Raw genomic sequence first — 19,935 nt, 5'->3', positions numbered from 1 at the left:
GCGACTCTTCGCCTCTTCTAAAGAGAGTGCCCCACCCCCGCGCCTGTCATCCTGACGAAGGAAGGACCTTAAGAAAGTAGAACGACAATCGTCACAACGACTGCCCGACGGCCTGGGGAGGTGGGCGGAAAGGCAATAAGGTGACCTTAGGAAAGTAGAACGACAAGCCTCACAACGACTCGTGCTATTCTCCCCTAAGGTCCTTCCTTCGTCAGGATGACAGGCGCGGGGTGGGGCGTTTAGCTGCGTTAGCGGCTTTTTCGCATCTTGAGGGCCGTTTCCTCCACTCGCTCTGCTTGACTTATCCCGTTCATCTTGCGCTTGGCCCTTTCGTGCTGCCGATTCATCTGCTGCTGGAGGTGCTGGCCTACTCGTTAGGCTACCGCCTCTACCAGCGCCTGCGCGCCCGCACTACGGACCCTATTTCGGAAGAGCATCGGCTGTGGATTTTCGTGGGCTGCGCGGCCGGGGCGCTGCTTGGCTCGCGGGTGCTGGGGTTGCTGGAGCATCCGGAGCTGCTATTGCACCCGCCCGGCGGCTGGCTCTACTATTTCACCAACAAAACCATCGTGGGTGGCCTGTTGGGCGGATTGGTGGGTGTAGAGCTAACCAAGAAGCGACTCGGCATCACGGCTTCCAGCGGCGACCTGATGGTGTATCCCATCATCCTGGGCATGTGCGTGGGCCGGCTCGGCTGTCACCTTTCTGGCCTCGAAGATGGCACTTTCGGCACGGCCACCGCTCTGCCCTGGGGCATCAATTTCGGCGACGGCGTAACGCGCCACCCCACCAACCTCTACGAAATCCTGTGGCTGCTGCTGCTGGGCACGGCGCTGTGGCTGGCCGAGCGGCGCGGTCCGCTGCCCAACGGCTGGCGTTTCCGCTGGTTCATGATTGGCTACCTGGTGTTTCGGTTACTGGTGGAGTTCATCAAGCCCACACCCGCTGACCTGGGGCTTACGGCCATTCAGTGGGCTTGCGTGGCGGGGCTTGGCTATTACGTGTGGCTGTTTGCACAGTCGCGGACAGTCAGAAATCCAATACTTTAGCTGTGCTGCAACGTGGCTGGTACCACGGCTAGGTTAGCAAACTTCCATACCTATGGGCTATAACACTGAACTGTATCGGCGGGAGGTGAAAGAGAAAGAGCTGGAGCTGGGCATCGAGGACTTCTTTGAACATGACGAGTTCATCCTGCCTTTCACCGCCGAACAGCATCAAGCCTTGCACGAACGGCTGCTCAGATACGGCTACGTAGTGGCCGGAGGAACTTCTTCTCATACCGAATACACCACTCCTGAACACCCCAGTATTCTAGTGTCACTCATGGATTGCGGCCTGTTTTTTCAGTTGTCGGGAGCAGATGAAGAAGCCTTTTTTGAAGCAGAAATGACGGTCTCGGAGTTCACCGATACCGGCGAGTTCGCCAAGTACAACCCGCAAAGCGGCAGCTGGGAAGAGGAGCTTTAGCCCCGGCGGCGAGCAGGACGCTTCACATTTCCAATGGTGCATCGTCTTTGATCGAAAGCCGCGCAAAAAGCCGCCAATATTTCTCTGGTAAGGCAAGGCCGTTTTTGCGGGAAACTCTACCTTGCGCGGGTACTGCTTATTCTTTTTCCCATGCCCGAACGGCCTTATACCTACTACGACTTCACCCTGAGCCTGTGCCCGCACTGCCTGCGCCGCGTGGAGGCCAAAATCGTGTTTGAAGAGGGTGGCGTGTACATGCTCAAGCGCTGCCCCACCCACGGCCGCCAGCGCGTGCTCATCGCCACTGATATCGAATACTACAAGAGCATCCGCAACTACGTCAAGCCTAGCGAAACGCCGCGCCGCTTCAACACCGCCACCCACTACGGCTGCCCCTACGACTGCGGCCTCTGCCAAGACCACGAGCAACACAGCTGCCTCACCGTCATCGAGATAACCGACCGCTGCAACCTCACCTGCCCCACCTGCTACGCCGAGAGCAGTCCGCTGCACGGGCGGCACCGCACGCTGGAAGAAGTGGAAGCTATGGTAGACGTGCTGGTGGAAAACGAGGGCGAGCCGGATGTGGTGCAGATTTCGGGTGGCGAGCCCACGCTGCATCCGCAGTTCTGGGAGATACTCGATATGTGCAAGCGCAAGCCCATCAAGCACCTGATGGTGAACACCAACGGCGTGCGGCTGGCCAAGGACGAGGCCTTCGTGGCCCGGCTGGCTACCTACGCGGGCGCCTTCGAAGTCTATCTGCAATTCGATTCCTTCAAGCAGCAAGCTCTGGAAAGCCTGCGTGGGCGCGACCTGCGCGACGTGCGCACCCAGGCCTTGGCCCACCTCAACCAGTACAACCTCAGTACCACGCTCGTCGTGACCCTGCAAAAGGGCCTCAACGACGACGAAATGGGCGACATCATCGAGTATGCCCTCCAGCAGCGCTGCGTGCGCGGCGTTACGTTTCAGCCCACCCAGGCCGCCGGCCGCCTCGCCAATTTCGACCCCGCCACCGACCGGCTCACGCTCACCGAAACCCGCCAGCGCATCTTGGCGCAAAGCCCGCGCTTCACCGCCGACGACCTGCTGCCCGTGCCCTGCAACCCCGATGCCCTAGTGATGGGGTACGCTCTGAAGCTGGAAGGCGAGGTCTACCCGCTCACGCGCTACGTGCACCCGGCTGAGCTGCTCCAAAGCAGCGGCAACACCATCGTGTACGAGCACGACCCGCGCCTGCGCCAGCACCTACTGCGCCTGTTCAGCACGGCCAACACCGTGGATACTATCACGCCGGAGCTGAACCAGCTGTTGTGCTGCTTGCCTAGCATTCAGGCGCCCAACCTCAAGTACGAAAACCTGTTTCGCGTCATCATCCTGCAATTCATGGACGCCTGGAACTTCGACGTGCGCGCCGTGAAGAAATCCTGCGTCCACATCGTCAGCAAGGACCTCAAAATCATTCCCTTCGAAACGATGAATATCTTCTACCGCGACAAGCAAAAAGTGGCCCGTCTGCAAGCGCTGCGCGATATTCCGGTGTTGTAATGGAAAGTCCCCAACAATCTGAACCAGAACCCTCCCAACCCACTACCAGCGAGCTGGTAGGCATGGTGATAGGCGGCAACTTTGGGGCAATGGTGCTACTCGGGGTGACGGGCAGTCTGGGAGCGGTACTGGCCCTGCCGGTGCTCAACATCGTAATCGGCGTGGCGTTACTAGCTTCAGGCAAGAAGCGGCTGGGGCTCGCGCTAGTGCTGTCGGGTCTCCTGGTAGGGTTGGTGGGGTTGGGTACGTGTGCTCTTCTGCTAAGCAATGTGAGCTTCAGAAATTAATGGTAGAACAGTTACCCATGAAAACGAAATTCCAGCGCATCCTGAGCTACAACCTGGCCATCGTGCTGGGGCTGGCGGTGCTGCTCCGGCTATTCAACCGAGGCAGCGAACAGGGCTTTAGCTTTCTTATAATAATGGCTTTGGCTGTTCTCCTGATGTTTCTGGCGAATGCGTTGCTTGGGGCACTATCAGAGACGGCGGAAGAACGGCAAGCGTACCTTTTGAGCGCGTTGCTGGTGCTCCTAATCGGCTTTGGCGCTTGCTATGCGGGAGCCGCCATTACCATCTGAAGCGAGATTCGGCGCTGGTTGGCAGCGCGGGCACACGTAGGTGGCCCGCCCGCCAACGTAGCTTTTGGCGATTTCAGTTTTGGGGTGGCGCGGGCAAAAATTGTGGCTGTCCGTGCCGGGCGTGGCCGAGTCGTCCCATTCACGGGCGTGAATCAGGAAGGAAGCCGGGAAGTGCCGGTAGGTAGCCTCGTGCTGAATGGCCGTAGTGAGCACCAATTGAATAGCGGCGTGCAAGGCCCCGAACTCCTTACTCGTAAGCGTATTTGCGCGGCGCTCAGGATGAAGTTTCGCCTGAAACAGCACCTCATCCACAATCCAATTGCCTAGGCCCGCTGTGATGCTCTGGTCGAGCAGCAGCGGCTTGATCATGGTTTTTTTGGAACCTAGCACGGCCTGCAAATGCGCGGCCGTCACGTCGAGGGCATCGGGACCTAGCTTCTTGGCTTTCTGGTACTGGGCCACGCTTTCCACGAGACGGATACGGCCAAACTTGCGCGGATCGACAAAGGCTACGCGCAGGCCGTCGGCGAGGTGTAGGGCTACGCGGGTGAAACGCGGGGCGTCGTGGTCGGCGCGGTAGGCGTCTACGTCGCCGGTCATGCCAAAGTGCAGCACCAGCACTTGGTCGTTGTCGAGTTCCAAGAAGCAGTTTTTGCCTAGGCGGCGCGTGGCCCGCACGCGGCGGCCTACCACGGCTTGGCGCAGCGTGTCTTCGTCCACGGCTAATACGTGAGCATCTTTGACTTCCAGCGCCGTAATGGGCTGGTCGAGAATGATGTTATCGAGAAAACGGCGGTAGGTTTCGACTTCAGGTAATTCAGGCACCTCTGGGAATTAAGAATTGAGAATTAGGAATTACGTAGAGCCGCATCTATAGAGGCTCAGGCTTCTGCCTGAGAACAGCTTTTACCGCCGTTGAGTTGCTAAGGCGAGGGCTCATTTCTGCTTCGTACTGCCTCATCACCAGTTACCTGTCACCTCATCATCTAATCAGCACATCAAAAATCAGCACATCAATAATTTTCCCTCCACCACTACTACGCCGGTGCCGCCTATTTGCACTGATTCTATAGCTTCACGGGGGCCTTCAATGTGCACGCTCACGGTGCCCGGCCGGCCCATCCAGTGACCTTGCTCGGCCACGAAATCGGGTTCGGCAACGTAGCCGTGGTGCCACAAGTAAGCTGCCATACCACCGGTAGCGGAGCCGGTTACGGGGTCTTCGGCTACATCGGGGGGCGTGCCGAAATGGCGGGCGAAGGTATGGCCGGCGGGCGTAGCGCCGCCCAGGCAAAACAGGTGCGGGCTGAAGAAATCGGAGCTGGCGCGGTAGCTGGCTAGTGCAGCGGCATCGGCTACGTGAGTTCGGCGCAGGGCCGCGTGGTCGCGGAGCAGAATCATGAGCTGGGGCGTGCCAGTGCTTACCGTTTGGATGGGCGCGCCGGGCAGCAGGTCGTCGGGGGTGAGGCCAAAGAGGGGCAGCACCACGGCGGGGTCGTGGGTGAGGCCGAAGACCGGGCGGCGTTGTGTCATGAGCACCTGCGGCGGACTGCCCGCTTCCCGGCCCGGCGCCACATCAATGCGGATGGGACCGTGCAGCAATTCGAGCTGTAAGTCCAACGGAGCGCCGGTGAAAGGCAACCGGCCGGTGTGCAGCAATGCGGTGATGGTGGCAATAGTCGGGTGGCCGGCCAGCGGAATCTCCTCGGCTGGCGTGAAGTAGCGCACCCCAAACTCCGCCACCGCCGAGTGGCGCACGAAAGCCGTTTCCGACTGGTTGAACTCCCGCGCCAGGCGTTGCATTTGCTCGTCGCTCAGCTCGTCGGCGTCGAGCACCACCGCGCAAGGATTGCCACCGAGAGCGGTTTCCGTGAAAGCATCAACCAGTAGAAAGGGTAGAGTGGGCATGGCGAAAGGCTAAGCAGGTTATGCCGCAGCTGGCAGCGGCAGCACTGTTTCCCGCAAAGCAACAAAAAAGCCGACTTCCAGATGGGAAATCGGCTTGTACCGTAGCGCGAAGCTCCAGCTTCGCGCATCGTTGAACGATGTCGTTGCAGCAGTGCGGCCGTCAGTCGTGCAACCTCAGCAACGATGCGCGAAGCTGGAGCTTCGCGCATCGTTGAACGATGTCGTTGCAGCAGTGCGGCCGTCAGTCGTGCAACCTCAGCAACGATGCGCGAAGCTGGAGCTTCGCGCTACATTCGTGTGGCGCAGTTCCACATACTCGCTCCGCTCGTGCGCGGAACGGATTGCCGCGCTTCATCTGGTTACGAGGGGTCGGAGAGCATGGCCACTTGGCGGCCGTTCTTATCGAAAACGCCACCGCTGGCACTCACAAACAGGCGGCGCTGCTGGCCGTCGACTAGCACGTAGGGGAAAGCGGTGCTGTTGGAGCGGGTCAGGCGGCCTACCACTTGGGCCGTCTGCTCTTCCTGGTCGAGGCGGATGATATGGAGCTGGCTGGTGAGGTAGTACAGCTCGTCGGGGTTGTTGCGGAACGTGATTTTGCCAATCATGCTGCCGATGGTGGAGCGAGTTGGCGCGGCGGTAGCTACTACCGGAGCAGGCGCGGGTCGGGCGGGCACCATCGCCGGAGCGGCCGACGGCGCCGTGGTGCGGTTGCTGGCGGCAATCTGCTGGCTGGCGCGCTGCCAGCCTTCGCTGATGGCCTTGAGGCGGATGCTGCGGCCGGGGTGCGTGGGCGAAGCCTGCTCATCCGATACCACGGCCATACCGGCTTGCGCCTGGGCCAAGCTGGCACCCATCTTCCGCAGCACAAACCCCGAAAACTCGTCGGCTTCCAACTCATCGGCGGGGTTGGAGCCGCCGGAGCGTAGGGTGTGGCCGTTGAGGTGGTGGCCCATTTCATGAGCCAGAATGCTGATGCCGGCCCAGTCGGTGCGGCCGGCGCGGTTCACGGCGGCCACAAATTGCGGGTTATATAACAAGTAGCGTTTGCCGCCGTACACGACGGCCGCCGCGTTTTGCACCTGCGAAGTAGCCTGCAACTCGAAGCGCGGCTTGAGGCCCACTACGTCGGTGATTTCACGCAGTACGTCGCGGGGTGCGGCGGTGGATTGGGCGCTGGCCGAGCCAGCCAAAAGCAGCCACCCGGCCAGCAGTAAGCCGGCAAAGCGACGAAGAAGGCGAGGGTGAAGCGTCATCGAAATGTCCTTTTAAGGGCAGAAATTAACGAGAAGGGAGAAGTCCAGAATCGTGCCGAACTAACTGTCTTGGTAACGTTGACACCCGCTTTTTCGTGCGCGCGAGTCCAATTTCAATGCCGATGGCTTTTCCTTATGCTCACACAGGCCCCAAGGGCAGCAAAGCCTTCCTCCACTTATGCCAATGAAGGATTCGTGAGGTAGAGGGGGTGTCATAAAAGTGGGATGCCTTCTACCTACGTAGGTAGAAGGCATCCCACTTTTATGACACCCCCTCTACCTGCTTAGATAGAAAGGTATAGAAAAACCAGCGTGGCTTCTACCTATCGAAACTCTTTAGTCGGCGTGTATCTTACGGTTGGGCGCCGCCTTTCTGAAGAAGAGGGAGTGAGACCCACGCTAGCATGAAGCCTGGACCCAAGAACCGCGCTATGCCGGCAGGGCCTGCGCCACGGCTTGGGCCTGAGGACGCTCGCCAATTTGCTGGCGCCACATAGCGTAGTAGAGCCCGCGCTGGGCCAGCAGCTCCTCGTGGCGGCCGGCTTCGGCCACGTGGCCCCGCTCTAGCACGAAAATACGGTCGGCGTGCAGCACGGTGCTTAGGCGGTGGGCAATGAGGATGGTGATGTGCTGGCGGGAGCCCGACAATTCGCGCACCGTATGGCTGATTTCTTCTTCCGTAAGCGAGTCCAGCGCGGAGGTGGCTTCATCGAACACAAGCAGGGTAGGGCGGCGCAACAAGGCCCGGGCGATGCTCAGACGCTGCTTTTCACCGCCCGATACCTTCACGCCGCCTTCGCCAATTACCGTGTCTAGGCCTTGCGGGGCGCGGGCTAGTAGGGAGTCGGCGGCGGCTTCGTGCAGGGCGCGCAGGCATTGTTCGTCGGTGGCTTGCGGAGCGACGAAGAGCAGGTTTTCGCGGATGGTGCCGGCAAATAGCTGCGTGTCCTGCGTCACGAACCCGATTTGCTCGCGCAGCAGGTCCAGGTCCAGCTCAGTGCCGGGAATGCCGTTGTAGAGAATCTGGCCCGCGGCCGGCGGGTAAAGACCCACCAGCAGCTTAACAAGCGTAGTTTTGCCCGAGCCCGAAGGCCCCACAAACGCAATGGTTTCGCCGAGGCGCGTCTCGAAGGAAATACCGTCCAGTGCCGCGCTGGCGGCCGAAAGGTGCTTGAAGCGCACGTCCTCGAAAGCTAGGGTTTCTATCTTCTCCACCGCCTTTGGGTGCGTGGGTTTCACCTCCCGGGGCGTGTCGAGAATCTGCTGAAAGTTGGCCAGCGAGGCTTCGGTTTCGCGGTAGATGTTGATGATGTTGCCTAGCTCCTGCAAGGGCCCAAAGATGGCGAAGGAGTAGATGAACAGCGAGAAGAACTCGCCCACCGTAATGCGGCCCTGCACCACCAGAAACAGCATCATGAGCAGAATGGCGTTGCGCAGCAGGTTCACGAAAGTGCCCTGCACGAACGACAAACTGCGGATGTAGCGCACTTTCTTCAGTTCCAGCTTCAGGATTTTGGCAGTGGTGTTGTTGAGGCGCGTGGTTTCTTGCTGGGCCAGGCCCAGGCTTTTCACCAGCTCAATGTTGCGCAAACTCTCGGTGGTAGCGCCCGCCAAAGCCGTAGTTTCGGCCACAATGGTCTTCTGCACCACCTTGATTTTGCGGCTCAGCAGGGAGCTAATGAAACCCAAAAGCGGAATGGTCAGGAAGTACACCGGCGCGATGGGCCAGTACACTGTAGCGGCGTACCACATCACGAAGATGATACCCACCAACGCCGTAAACAGCACGTTTACGAAGTTCTGAATGAGCTTTTCCACGTCGGAGCGCACCTTCTGGAGCTTGCCCAGGGTTTCGCCGGAGCGTTGGTCTTCGAACACCTGGTAAGGCAGTTCCAGTGAATGCCGCAGTCCATCGGAGTACAGCTGCGCCCCCAGCCGCTGCGTGATGACGTTGACGTAGTAGTCCTGGAAGTTTTTGGCGATGCGCGACACCATGGCCACGCCCATTGTTGCCAGCACAAGCGGCCCGGCTCCGCGCAAAAAGCCCCGAAAGTCGATTTCGTGGAAGGTGCCGCCGGGCTTCACTACGTACTGGTCGATGATTTTGCGGAAGATGTAGGGGTCGAGCAGTGAAAAGACCTGGTTGATAGTAGCTAGCAGCAACGCCAGGGCCAGCAGGCCCCAGTAGTGCCGCAGGTAGCTATAGAGCAGTTTCATAGATTCTGAGAGAGGAAAGATAGAACAAAAGCGTTGAGTTGCCCGGAAGGTTTCAAAGAGCAACCGCAAGAGGGGAAGATCTGGAGGGTGCAGGAGTGTCATTGCGAGGCCAGAGGCCGTGGCAATCCTTCCTCTCTACGCACCGAGCCTACTGAAGCGAGAAGCCCTTAAAGCAAGGAGGCACGACGTAAAATACGATTGTCATTCCGACCAGCAGGAGGAATCTAGGTTGGAACTGTGTAACCCAGATTCCTCCCGCTGGTCGGAATGACAATCGTACGCGGACCTGGAAGCCGCCCTGACTTTCCAGGTCTTACTACATATCAGCTTGATACCCCAACGCGAAGGAGTTGTCTTACAAGTGAAGTTTTCAGTAAGTAGAGGAAGGATTGCGTCGTCGTGCCTCCTCGCAAAGACAGGCTGGGCTCAACTAGCCGTTTCGCCGGCCGTGCTAGCCACGAGCCGGGTGCTGCCGGGCACCATGAGATGCTCCGGCCGCGGGGGCTGCGGGTGCAGAGCCAGCAGCCGGGCCACTACGGGCTTATCGGGGCCATGGTGGAGTTGGCGAGCCAGGGTTTTGACGTCGGCTTCTTCGCGGCTCACTCCCCGGTCGTGGAGCTGCTCGTACTCCTCCCAGGATTCCACCATGAAATATTCTACCAGTCGCTCCGGGTCGGCGAGGTCGGCGTAGAGGCCCACCCGGATGGCGCCTTCGCGGCGGCGGATACGGCTGAGTTGGTCCATGAGCAGCGTGAAAGCGGGCCGGTCGGCGGGGCGGATGTGGTAGGTGGTAGTGATGATGATGGGACCTTCGGCGGGTGCCGGCTCGGCCAGGGCCAGAACGGGTTCAGGACGGGGCCGGGCAGGGGTAAAGTCCAATGCTTCGGCCGGGGTTTGCAGGGAAAATTTCAGGGCCAGCAGCGTGCTTAGTGCCAGCCAGGTGGCCGCCCCGGTGAGAGCCAATGGCAATCCCCAATGGCTGGCCACGGTGCCCCAGGCCACGCTACCCAGCGCCATGCCGCCCTGAATAGTAAGCAGATACAAGCTAATGGTGCGCGCCTGCACCCAGCGCGGCACCACGGTTTGCACGCCCACGCTAAATGAGTTGAGTACCAGCATCCAGGCCAGCCCCACTAGCACCAGCAAGCCCATCAGCAGCGGCCGACTACCCGAATACGCCAAACCTAGCAGCCCAAGCGCAAATGCGACGGTAGCCAGCGTCACGCGCCAGTCGATGGAGAGGCGGCGGTTGAGGCGCGGCAGCACCACGGCGCCCAGCACCGCCCCCGCGCCCATGCACGAAAGCAGAATGGAGTAGAAGGAAGTGGGCAGGTGCAGCTGCCGGGCCACTACGGCCGGCATAAGCGCAAACAAGGCGCTGGCTCCAAACGTGAAACACACGCCGCGCACCAGAATGTGCTGCACCGGCGGCGCAAACCGGGCGTAGCGTATCCCGCCCCGAATGGCGGCCAGCACCCGTTCTGAGGCCAGCGTAGCCGTGGCTTGCGGTTCGCGCTGCCAGCGCCACACCATGTAGATGGTTGCCAGAAACGACAGTCCGTTCAGCATAAACGCCGCGCCCGCCGAAAAGTAGCCGATCAGCAGCCCGCCCAGGGCCGGCCCGAAAGCTCGGGCCAGGTTGAAGCTGACGCTGTTGAGAGCCAGGGCTTGTGGCAACTCCTGGCGCGGCACCAGCTCGGGCGTCACGGTTTGCCACACTGGGTTGTTGAGTGCCCCGCCCAGGCCCAGCAGAAACGTGAGCGTGAGCAGCACCCAGGGCGTGGTGTAGCCCAGTAGCGTGAGGGCGGCTAGCAGCAGCGCCACCGCCGCCATCCAAGCCTGCGTGAACAGCAGCATCCGGCGCCGGTCCACGAGGTCGGCCAGGGCGCCAGCGGGCAAACTCAGTAGAAATACGGGTAGCGCCGAAGCCGTTTGCAGCAGCGCCACCAGCACTGGCGAGGGCGTAAGCTCCGTCATCAGTCCCACGGCCCCCACGTTTTGCATCCAGGTGCCAATGTTGGAAATGAAAGACGCCACCCACAGCATTCGAAAAAAAGGAATGCGTAGTGGGGTGAAGGAAGAGGAAGCAGCGGGGCTAGTAGGCAGCGTGACGGGGGCAGACATGGAAGAAAATATAGGCAATTCTGAGGTCTACGCTAGTCCGGCTTTTGATGATGAGAAGCACAACACTAGCTGATTTTCAAGTTTGACTGATTTCAAGAAAAATTTCTTTGGAATGAATAAGTTGTAATAGTGGAGTTACCATATGTATATCGTAATTTTGAAAGCTTTTCTAGCTATACTATACCCCGCTTCCTTTCCATTAGTCCCCTTTTTCACACACCTGCAACATCTTTCACTAACCAACCTGCGTGCGTATGCGAAAACCTTTACTCCCTACTCTGAAACTTCTAGGTTTTCTGAGTGTGGCTTTGTTCGGGCCGGGCCGACTATTGGCCCAACCGACTGGCTGCAGTAGCACCTTCACGGGCACTGGCACCACGCCAGGCGGTACCGCGGGGCTCTACGGCGAATACTATGCGGGCACGTTCAACACCGAAGCTGGCTTCAGTGAAAACAACGCCAACACGTATTTCTCCAGCCGAACCGCGCCCCTGGCCCGCATTGATGCCACCGTCAACTTCGATGGGGCTTCTTTTGGCAGCATTGTGCCGCCCGCTTCCGGCACCGCCACGGCACCCACAGTATTCAGCGCCCGGCAACGGGGCAGCGTGTACTTGCTGGCCGGTGCCGCCTACACGTTCTATTTCACTGCCGACGATGGAGCGTACTTTTTTCTGGGCCAGGAAGCAACCCTGGCGAGCCCCCGGCCGGTCAACTCGTTCATCAAGAACGGTGGCAGCCATGGCGCTATTACGGTAACGCAAACCTTCACGGCGCCCACCGATGGCCTCTACGACGTGCAAATCCTGTACGGGCAGGGGAATGGCGGCAGCGTTCTGCGACTGGAGTATGCGGGTGGTCCGAGCGGCTTGAGCCGGCAAGTAGTACCAGCTTCGGCCCTTTGTGCTGGGCCTGCCAGCCGTGCTTACGCGGCCACTAATCAGGCTCCGCAAGCGTACAATGTTACCAGTTCGGCTACTCCCTTCGGCAACGGCTCGACCATCAACCTCAACCCCTTGCTCAGCGGGTACGATCTGGATGGCTCCTTTACGTTTTGGGTCACTACTCTGCCGTCGGCCGGTACGCTGCGCTACAATGGTACCGCCATCACCAGCGCCCAGCTGCCATTTCAGGTGGCCAATCCTAGCCTGCTGAGCTATGTTACGGGCGCTGGCACCTCGGGCAACTACTCGTTCCAGTACCAGGCCATCGACAACCTAGGGGCCACTAGCAACACTGCTACGTATACCATTCCGGTAGCTAATGCCTCCTCCGACTTCTCCACTACGCTGACGGCCCCGGCTACGGCCCCGCAAGGCAGCTTGGTGTACTTCACGGCCGTTACTCGCAACAACGGACCCGCCAACGCCAGCAACGTCGTCACGACTATTTTCCTGCCAGCCGGTCTGACGGGAGTTTCGCTCTCGAACAGCGGTACGTACAATGCTACCAACGGGCAGGCCACGTTTCCCCCTTACTCGGTGAATTCGGGCGGTACGGTCTCGCGTAGCATTGCCTTTACGATGCCCGGCCAGCCAGTAAGTGGCCGTGCTTCGGCCGCTTCGGCTAGCTTCACGGACCCTAACCCGGCCAACAACGAAGGCAATGCCTACACGGCTCCCACGCAGATAGCCGATATCAGCGTGGCCATCACGGGACCCGTACGGGTGGTAACCAACCAAACCATTACCTACACCTTAATAGGCACCAACCAGGGCCCGAGCGTTGCCACCGGCGTGACCATGCGAGCCCAACTACCCGCTAGCCTGACGGGCGTGGTGGTGTCGGACGGTGGTTCTTACAACGCTACCAACGGGGCCGTAACGTGGCCTACGGTGGGCACTCTGTCCGTGGGCGGCTTTCTGGGCTACACCGTGCGCTTCAATGCGTCGGCTACGCCCGGCACCTCGGTTAGTGCAACGGGTTCCGCTACCAGCACCACTGCTGATGGCGACCCAGCCCCAACCAACAACGACGGCAGCAATGGCGCCGCTCAAATCACAACCCAAATCATCAGCACCACGGCGGCGGCTACGGAGTGCGTGGTACCCGAAACGGGCCTCGGCTATGTGGCTTCGCCCAACACCTACTTCCCCGGTATAGGGACGGCCAGCGCCAACACGAACACAGTGGTAATAGGCGCGGCCATGACCAACAGCAGCCAAGTGCCCGTTCAAGCCGGTGACCTGCTGGTATTGATGCAAATGCAAGGCGCTGATATCGACAACACGAACACCGATGCCTACGGCGACGGTATTGTGGGCAATAATATTGCCTCCGGCAGCTTGCAAAACGCCAATTTCCGAGTGGGCCAGTACGAGTACGTGGTGGTCAGTTCCGTGAGCGGCAGCACCGTCACGACGACTACGCCGCTCATCAACACCTACATTTCGGCCGATGCTACGGCCAGCAGCGGGCAGCAGCGGTTCCAGGTGATTCGGGTGCCGCGCAACTTCAACCTCACGCTTAGCGGTGACATCGTAGGACCGCGCTGGAACGGCCGTAGCGGTGGGGTAGTGGTGCTGGATGTAAGTGGTACGCTCAACTTCAACGGCCGCAAGATTGACATGGCCGGCCGGGGCTTCCGCGGTGGGGCCGGGCAGCAGCTCGGCGGCGCCAGCGGCGTACTCGATACCGACTACCGCCATAGCAATACCATCACGACCAGTGCCAACAAAGGCGAAGGCGCCACGGGTACGCCCCGTTACGTGTACGATGTCGACCAGTTTGCGGCCTACCGCGCCAATCCGTCGGCTACCACGCCCTTCCTGGATACGCAGGCGAGTGGCTTGCTGCCGACCAGTATCACGGATGGCTACCCCGGCGGCGACCGGGGCCGCGGCGCACCCGGCAACGCCGGGGGCGGCGGTACCGATGGCAACCCGAGCAACAACGAACAGAATGCCGGGGGCGGCGGCGGCGGCAACGCCGGCCGGGGCGGCCAAGGCGGTAACGCCTGGGATTCCAACGACCCTTCCGGGGGCTACGGTGGCGCCGACTTCACGCAGGCTACGCCTAGCCGCCTCGTAATGGGTGGCGGTGGCGGCAGCGGCACTACCAACAACGGTACCGTGGCTGCAACAGGCACTTACCCGGCTAATACGGGAGTACCAACCAACGGCTTTGCCAGCTCCGGCGCGGCCGGTGGCGGCATTGTGCTGGTGCGGGCCGCCACCGTGAGTGGCACGGGCACGATTGACGTGAGTGGGGCGGCTATGCCCTTCGTTGCTTCCAACGACGCCTCGGGCGGGGGCGGGGCCGGCGGTTCCGTGGTGCTGCTCTGCAATGCTTCCAACAATAACGCCAATAGCAGCGTGCTCAGCACTATTACGGTGCTGGCCAATGGGGGCAAAGGCGGCTCCAACACGGGCGGTGGCTCGCCCCACGGCCCCGGTGGCGGCGGCGCGGGTGGCGTCATTTTCGCTTCCTCGCAGCTGGCAGCGGCCACTACCTCCAACCCTGCTGCCAACGGTACCACGTTTGGCTTTGAATCGTATGGCTCGGGGGTAGCGGCGGCCGACAATGGCCAGGCCCAGACCGGTATTACGCGCGCCGACGTGCCCAACCAACTTTCCGGTTGCGCTGCCGACGTCGTGACGACGCTCGCAACATCGGTGACTACGGCGTATCCGGGCACGCCCGTTACGTTTACGCTCACCACCACCAACATCGGGCCTGGTGTGGCGCAGAGCGTGGTACGCACCCTGAATCTGGTGCCCAACCTGCCGGCTTCAGCCTTCACCTCGCTTGATGGCGGCACATATGACCCGGCAACCGGCGTCGTGACGTTTCCGGTGGATGCCACAACCCTGCAAATGGGCAGCGGCGTGACGCTCGTGAAAGCGGTGACTTTCACCATGCCCTCCCAAACGGTGCTGGGCAAGGGTATTTCCACTTCGGAAGGCGACCTTGACCCGCGCACGGCCAACAACGACGGTACCGTGGCTGCGGCCAACGTACGGGTAGAACCCATATTCGACGTGGCAGGCCGCATCTTCGACGATGTGAACTACGGGGGCGGCAGCGGCCGCGACTATGCTACGGCCGAGGCTTCGGCGGCTAGTTCCGGCGTGCCGGTAGGCAGTAGCGGCACGGCCACCGGCAGCAGCGGCACGGTGGTAGAACTCTACGATGCCAGCGGCGTCTTCGTAGCCACCACCACCACCGGCCCCGATGGCCTCTACGGCTTCTCGGGCATCGTATCGACCACCGGCACCAGCTACACGGTGCGGGTGGTGAATTCGACGGTGCGGTCGGCGCGCAACAGCAGCGCCAGTGGCGTAGTGCCGGTGCAGACGTTCCGGGTGCAGAGCGGCATCGCTGATACCGAGCGGGTCGGCGGCGAAGCTCCTAACCTCGTGGATGCGGGGCCCCGTAGCAGCGGCCAGAACCTGGCCAGCCTCACGACGGGCACCACCACGGCACAGTCGGTGGCAATGGTCACGTTTGGCTCGCAGCCGCGCGTAACGGGCGTGGATTTCGGTTTCAACTTCAGCACCATCGTCAGCACCCGGGATGCGGGGCAAGGCTCGCTGCGGCAGTTTATCACCAACGCCAACGCCCTGCCCAACCTGCAACTCGACCAAGTGGCAGCTTCCTCCGGCGGGCCCAACCCAGCGGCCGGCACGGAAACCAGCATTTTCATGATTACGGACGGCCAAGCCCACCCCGGCCTGCGGGCGGGCCTGACCTCGCAGCTGAGCGGGGGCGTCGCTTCTATTGTGCTGAACACGGCGGCCAGCGGCGCGCTGCCGGCCCTCACGGATGAGCGCACAGCCCTGAACGGCGGCACGCAAACCCAAAATATCGGCAACACTAATAACGCGACCCTCGGCGCCGGCGGCACGGTGGGCCTGGGTACGGCCGCTGCTACGCTGAGCCAGCTCAACGGCCCCGAAGTGCAGCTCGTGGGCACCCCTGGGCAGGCCAACTCGCAGTACGGCCTCACGCTGGCCGCCAGCAGCCTGTCGGTGACGGGACTGGCGGTGTACGGTTTCGGCAACACGGCCGGCAACCTCAACGGGGCCGACATCTTCGTGACCAGCAACGCGCTGAATGGCACGACGCTGACGGGCAACGTGCTGGGCGCTTCGGCCACGAGCTTCACCGACCCCGGCTCGGCGGTTCGGAGCCCTGGCAGCGGCATCCGTCTGGCTGGGTTCAACAACCCCAGCAACGCGGCCGTTACGGCCACCATCAGCAACAACCTCATTGGGTTCCATGGGGCCAGCGGCATCGATAATCTGGCGTACGGCTCCCTGACCAACCTGCTGGTGCAGAACAACGAAATCCGCGGCAATGCCCAGAGTAATGCGGCTGCCGATGGGATTCGGATGGGCAACTACGGTGGGACAGTGCGCAACAACCTGCTCATAGCCAACAACGGCATGGGCCTGGACCTGGAAGGCACCACGGGTAGCGTGACGGCCACGGGCAATACCATCAGCGGCAACGGCATGAGCGGTGCCCAAACCGCCGGCGTGCGCCTCGATGGCACGGCCAGCAGCCTCACGCTCAACGTGATTAACGGTAACTTCGGGGCCGGGGTGCTGGGCATGGCAAACACCGCCGTGACGCTCATCAGCCAAAACAGCATCTACCAGAACGGGGCTACCAACGGCCAACTGGGCATCGACCTGCTTAGTAGCACCGACAACCCGCAGACGGGCACCAGCGACTATGCTTCCCGCAACAGCAGCACCAAAACCAGCGCCAGCGGCGCCAATGGACTGCTCAATTTCCCGGTCATCACCCAAGCCGTTACCACCACTGTCAGCGGCACGAATGTCTTGCAGCTGACGGGCTACGCTCCGGCGGGGGCGGTGCTGGAGTTCTTCCTGGCCGACCGCACGACGGCCGCTTTCGGGCAGGGTCAGACCTACCTCTTCAGCCGGACCGAAGGCACTACGGGCACTACTACCAACTCCGACCTGGACGCCAACCGCGGCAGCTACAGCGGCATTATCTCCGACCTCGACCAAGGCTCGGAAACCAATGCCAACCGCTTCCTGTACCGGATTCCGCTCAGCAGCCTGCCCGCGGGTGTAACCCTCACGGGTGCCTCCCGCATCACGGCTACTTCTACGCTGATAGTAAGTTCCAACCGGGCCACCTCGGAGTTCTCGGGTAGCATTCCGGTGCGGGTGGGCCAGCCGCTGCCCGTGGAGCTGGTGAGCTTTGAGGCGGCCGCGAAAGGCCCCGACGCGCTGCTGACCTGGGCCACCGCCTCGGAGCTGCAAAACGATTATTTCGTGGTGGAGCGCAGCGTGGATGGGCAAACCTTCGTGGCGGCTGGCACGGTGCGTGGAGCAGGTAACTCCAGCACCGGCCGGAGCTACCGCCTCACCGACGTTGGGGCGGCTTATCAGGGCCGTTTGCTCTACTACCGCCTGCGGCAAGTAGACCTCGATGGCACGACTGCGTATTCGAGCGTGCGTACGGTGCAGTTTGACGCCACCGCCGTCAGCCTGTTCCCCAACCCGGCCCAGCAGGCCACTAGCCTCGACCTGAGCAGCCTGCCCGCCAGTGCCATCTACCAAGTGGAACTACGGGATGCCGCCAGTCGCCTCGTGTACCAGGGCCGCCACGCTGGTGGTCAGCTGGTGCCGCTGCCCGTAGCCGGGCTGCCGGCGGGGGCATACAATGTGCTAGTCAGTGGCAATGGATTGCAGAAACCCCTGCGCCTGATAAAAGAATAGCGTCTTTCATGCGCGGACAAGAAAAGGCGTCTCCCGCACGGGAGACGCCTTTTTTGTTGGAGCTTAGAAGTGAGAGCTGAGAGCTTAGAGTCGTGCCGATATGGTAGTAAGCTAGAACAGCGTCTCACTTCTCAACTCTAAGTTCTAACCTCTCACTTCTCAGTTCTACAACTTACGCGTTAGGAGCCGAGCGGCGAGCCTGACCGCCTTTACGACCCGCCATGCGGGCTTCTTCGGAAGTCCAGCGGTGGCCACGGCCACTTTCGTGCGAAGCCTTACCGCCTTCGCTGGCGATACGGCGCTGCTGCTCGGGGTCCATAGAAGCAAAGCCGCGACGGCTAGGAGTGCGGGGTGCTGCGCCCTGCGAATTACGCTGTGATTGGGAGGTTGCCATGATGGAAAGGAAAAGTGGAAAGGAAAAAGAGAAAGGAGGAAATAAGGAATCAGGACTAGGCTAGCCCGTGCTGGCCGTTCAGGCCAACGGCGGGAGTGGGCCGCAGGTGGAAAAGCTGGTCGAGGCGGAGCAAACGCAGAACGCGCTCCAGCACGGGGCCCACGTTGTACAGGAGCACATCGGCGCCGGCGGCGCGGGTGAGCAACAACTGCGATACCAGAAAGCTCACGCCGCGGGTATGTAGGCAGCGCAGGCGTTGGCAGTCGATGAGCAGGCAGGGACGCTGGTCGGGGTTGGCCGCGCTGGCGTGGAGGCGGCGCGCTAGCTGTACCGGGTCGGTGGTGTTGATATCCACCGTGTGCATGTGGGCCGTGGCCTCTTGCAAGGATGATGGGACAGACATGATTGAAACTCGTTTGGTTGTGTGGTAGGAAGGAACACGCGGGTGGAAATGGGCATGTGGTGAGGTCCTCGGCGCCGAAGCAACCGTTGGTTCTACAAAACTAGAGGGAGTATTGCTGCCCCAAGTGCGTGTAAATAACCAAATTAGGCCTGCGTATAACCACAGCAGAAACTGCGGCTTATACTGTCCAGTAGGGGAATGCTACCAGGCGAGTGGCGGTGCTGCCGATGGCGTTCGGGCGTACCCTGAATGGGCCCCAGCAGCCAGCTAGTGCCACCGGGTTGTAGCCGTTGCAGCGAGTAGTGCCCGTTTAGGTGAACCCCGCGCAAAGTGAGTTGCACGTGGTTGAGGCTGCGGGCCAGCGGCAACGAAGTGGTAGGCAGTAGGCCAGTCCCGCTATCGAGCAGGCGCGAGGGTAGCCCCAGTCCGCTTGGTACTTCGGTCAGTAGGACCTGCGCCAAGGGCTCCACCCGGCGACGCAACTCGTGGGGCAGCACCCAGTGAGCCAGTGGGGCAGTGCCAGCAGGGGCTTGGCCCGCAAACAGGGCCAAATGCTGGTAGGAACCGCCGCCCGCCGATTGGCGAAGCTCAAAGCGAAGCGTATGCATACAAGGGTGGGTAGAAAGCGGCAAAGAACAACTCATGAAGAAGAGAGCGAATGGAAAGAATAAGGCCGGACACAGCTGAGGCCAGAGCTGCCCGCCTATTGGGAAGGGCACCCACCCCACTACGGGCGGATGCTCTTCCGACCAGAAGGTGTGTGACGGAAAGTATGCCGCAATCAGAGCCTTGTGCCTGATTGAGCCTAGTCGGCTGACCGCACTAGCGGCAGATACCACTCTTTCCGTCGGTACCCGCAACCGTGCAGCCTACTCGGTCCTTTAACGCCACTTAACGGTCAAAAAGAGGCCCAATAACTACGGAAAAGCTCGTGGTTAAGCACGTATTTCCTGGTCCGTACTTCCCCTTCAGCCGCCCACCTGATCCTAGCCGCCACGGGCCAGAATATACGTACGGAGGCGTGCAACCTACCAAGTGCCAACTGGCCTACTAGCCGTTGCTGACCCAGCTCCGGTTTGCTGTCTACAACGGGCTCTTTTCTCAGGTTTTCTGGGTATACTTACCAGAGTTATAACTATTGATAGAAGGCGTGCAAACTGGCATCAAGCAACTCAAGCCCATGACGGCCAAATAAAACGGTGCCCTGCTTTCCACCTCATCGGAGGCTTGGTCAAGATGAGCGGTAACAATGAAGCTGTGTTCCGAAGCCAAAAGCGCGCCCTGCTTCCACAAGCAGACGCTAGATGAAACCGAACGCTCTTTGAGTATATGTCTAA

Annotated in this window: 14 protein-coding genes; 6 read left to right on the top strand and 8 right to left on the bottom strand. The window is 60.9% G+C overall.

Going from position 1 to position 19,935, the window contains the following annotated elements; translation table 11 throughout:
- The first annotated feature begins 296 nt into the window (after window positions 1-296).
- The 5 genes from ACYSMN_RS16240 (at window position 297) to ACYSMN_RS16220 (ending at window position 3,598) form a co-directional block, all read left to right on the top strand.
- Complete coding sequence (locus tag ACYSMN_RS16240; protein WP_488924960.1) at window positions 297-1,049, top strand: prolipoprotein diacylglyceryl transferase; 753 nt, start codon at window positions 297-299, stop codon at window positions 1,047-1,049.
- A gap of 52 nt (window positions 1,050-1,101) precedes the next feature.
- Entirely contained in the window at window positions 1,102-1,470 is a 369-nt protein-coding gene (locus ACYSMN_RS16235) for a hypothetical protein (protein ID WP_488924959.1), read from the top strand.
- A 150-nt stretch (window positions 1,471-1,620) separates the two neighbouring features.
- The gene (locus tag ACYSMN_RS16230; RefSeq protein WP_488924958.1) at window positions 1,621-3,021 is read left to right on the top strand and encodes a radical SAM protein; all 1,401 of its coding nucleotides are present in this window, start codon (window positions 1,621-1,623) and stop codon (window positions 3,019-3,021) included.
- Complete coding sequence (locus ACYSMN_RS16225) at window positions 3,021-3,308, top strand: hypothetical protein (protein ID WP_488924957.1); 288 nt, start codon at window positions 3,021-3,023, stop codon at window positions 3,306-3,308. Before ACYSMN_RS16230 ends, ACYSMN_RS16225 begins: the two co-directional genes overlap by 1 nt.
- A gap of 17 nt (window positions 3,309-3,325) precedes the next feature.
- The gene (locus tag ACYSMN_RS16220; RefSeq protein ID WP_488924956.1) at window positions 3,326-3,598 is read left to right on the top strand and encodes a hypothetical protein; all 273 of its coding nucleotides are present in this window, start codon (window positions 3,326-3,328) and stop codon (window positions 3,596-3,598) included.
- On the opposite strand, the gene mutM is transcribed toward ACYSMN_RS16220, so the two are convergent.
- The 5 genes from mutM to ACYSMN_RS16195 all read right to left on the bottom strand — a co-directional run bounded on the left by mutM (window position 3,551) and on the right by ACYSMN_RS16195 (window position 11,103).
- Complete coding sequence (gene mutM / locus ACYSMN_RS16215; protein ID WP_488924955.1) at window positions 3,551-4,423, bottom strand: DNA-formamidopyrimidine glycosylase; 873 nt, start codon at window positions 4,421-4,423, stop codon at window positions 3,551-3,553. The two genes, ACYSMN_RS16220 and mutM, sit on opposite strands and share 48 nt — an antisense overlap.
- A 180-nt stretch (window positions 4,424-4,603) precedes the next feature.
- On the bottom strand, window positions 4,604-5,506 hold the full coding sequence (locus tag ACYSMN_RS16210; protein ID WP_488924954.1) for a PhzF family phenazine biosynthesis protein: 903 nt from the start codon (window positions 5,504-5,506) through the stop codon (window positions 4,604-4,606).
- Window positions 5,507-5,865: 359 nt separating this feature from the next.
- Complete coding sequence (locus tag ACYSMN_RS16205; RefSeq protein WP_488924953.1) at window positions 5,866-6,762, bottom strand: M48 family metalloprotease; 897 nt, start codon at window positions 6,760-6,762, stop codon at window positions 5,866-5,868.
- 429 nt (window positions 6,763-7,191) lie between these two features.
- Entirely contained in the window at window positions 7,192-8,979 is a 1,788-nt protein-coding gene (locus ACYSMN_RS16200) for an ABC transporter ATP-binding protein (RefSeq protein ID WP_488924952.1), read from the bottom strand.
- 426 nt (window positions 8,980-9,405) lie between these two features.
- On the bottom strand, window positions 9,406-11,103 hold the full coding sequence (locus ACYSMN_RS16195) for an MFS transporter (protein ID WP_488924951.1): 1,698 nt from the start codon (window positions 11,101-11,103) through the stop codon (window positions 9,406-9,408).
- 254 nt (window positions 11,104-11,357) lie between these two features.
- Between ACYSMN_RS16195 and ACYSMN_RS16190 the strand changes: the two genes are divergently transcribed.
- On the top strand, window positions 11,358-17,801 hold the full coding sequence (locus ACYSMN_RS16190) for a hypothetical protein (RefSeq protein ID WP_488924950.1): 6,444 nt from the start codon (window positions 11,358-11,360) through the stop codon (window positions 17,799-17,801).
- A 172-nt stretch (window positions 17,802-17,973) separates the two neighbouring features.
- On the opposite strand, the gene ACYSMN_RS16185 is transcribed toward ACYSMN_RS16190, so the two are convergent.
- From ACYSMN_RS16185 to ACYSMN_RS16175, 3 genes are all read right to left on the bottom strand, one after another.
- Window positions 17,974-18,195, bottom strand: coding sequence for a KGG domain-containing protein (locus ACYSMN_RS16185; protein WP_488924949.1), 222 nt, complete (start codon window positions 18,193-18,195; stop codon window positions 17,974-17,976).
- Between the two features lie 55 nt (window positions 18,196-18,250).
- A complete protein-coding gene (locus tag ACYSMN_RS16180) occupies window positions 18,251-18,598 on the bottom strand; it encodes an STAS domain-containing protein (protein ID WP_488924948.1) in 348 nt (115 codons plus the stop codon).
- Window positions 18,599-18,741: 143 nt separating this feature from the next.
- Window positions 18,742-19,206, bottom strand: a complete 465-nt coding sequence (locus tag ACYSMN_RS16175; RefSeq protein WP_488924947.1) for a hypothetical protein — start codon at window positions 19,204-19,206, stop codon at window positions 18,742-18,744.
- Window positions 19,207-19,935: the final 729 nt, after the last annotated feature.

Source organism: Hymenobacter sp. M1-2, from assembly GCF_057808495.1.
This window is presented reverse-complemented; position numbering and strand designations above follow the sequence as displayed.

Bases quoted from the DNA above. Each gene is read 5' to 3' on its own strand.
- ACYSMN_RS16190 (WP_488924950.1), top strand. From the start codon at position 11,358: ATGCGAAAACCTTTACTCCCTACTCTGAAACTTCTAGGTTTTCTGAGT.
- ACYSMN_RS16175 (WP_488924947.1), bottom strand. From the start codon at position 19,206: ATGCATACGCTTCGCTTTGAGCTTCGCCAATCGGCGGGCGGCGGTTCC.
- ACYSMN_RS16180 (WP_488924948.1), bottom strand. From the start codon at position 18,598: ATGTCTGTCCCATCATCCTTGCAAGAGGCCACGGCCCACATGCACACG.
- ACYSMN_RS16235 (WP_488924959.1), top strand. From the start codon at position 1,102: ATGGGCTATAACACTGAACTGTATCGGCGGGAGGTGAAAGAGAAAGAG.
- ACYSMN_RS16225 (WP_488924957.1), top strand. From the start codon at position 3,021: ATGGAAAGTCCCCAACAATCTGAACCAGAACCCTCCCAACCCACTACC.
- ACYSMN_RS16185 (WP_488924949.1), bottom strand. From the start codon at position 18,195: ATGGCAACCTCCCAATCACAGCGTAATTCGCAGGGCGCAGCACCCCGC.
- ACYSMN_RS16230 (WP_488924958.1), top strand. From the start codon at position 1,621: ATGCCCGAACGGCCTTATACCTACTACGACTTCACCCTGAGCCTGTGC.
- ACYSMN_RS16200 (WP_488924952.1), bottom strand. From the start codon at position 8,979: ATGAAACTGCTCTATAGCTACCTGCGGCACTACTGGGGCCTGCTGGCC.
- ACYSMN_RS16220 (WP_488924956.1), top strand. From the start codon at position 3,326: ATGAAAACGAAATTCCAGCGCATCCTGAGCTACAACCTGGCCATCGTG.
- ACYSMN_RS16205 (WP_488924953.1), bottom strand. From the start codon at position 6,762: ATGACGCTTCACCCTCGCCTTCTTCGTCGCTTTGCCGGCTTACTGCTG.
- ACYSMN_RS16210 (WP_488924954.1), bottom strand. From the start codon at position 5,506: ATGCCCACTCTACCCTTTCTACTGGTTGATGCTTTCACGGAAACCGCT.
- ACYSMN_RS16195 (WP_488924951.1), bottom strand. From the start codon at position 11,103: ATGTCTGCCCCCGTCACGCTGCCTACTAGCCCCGCTGCTTCCTCTTCC.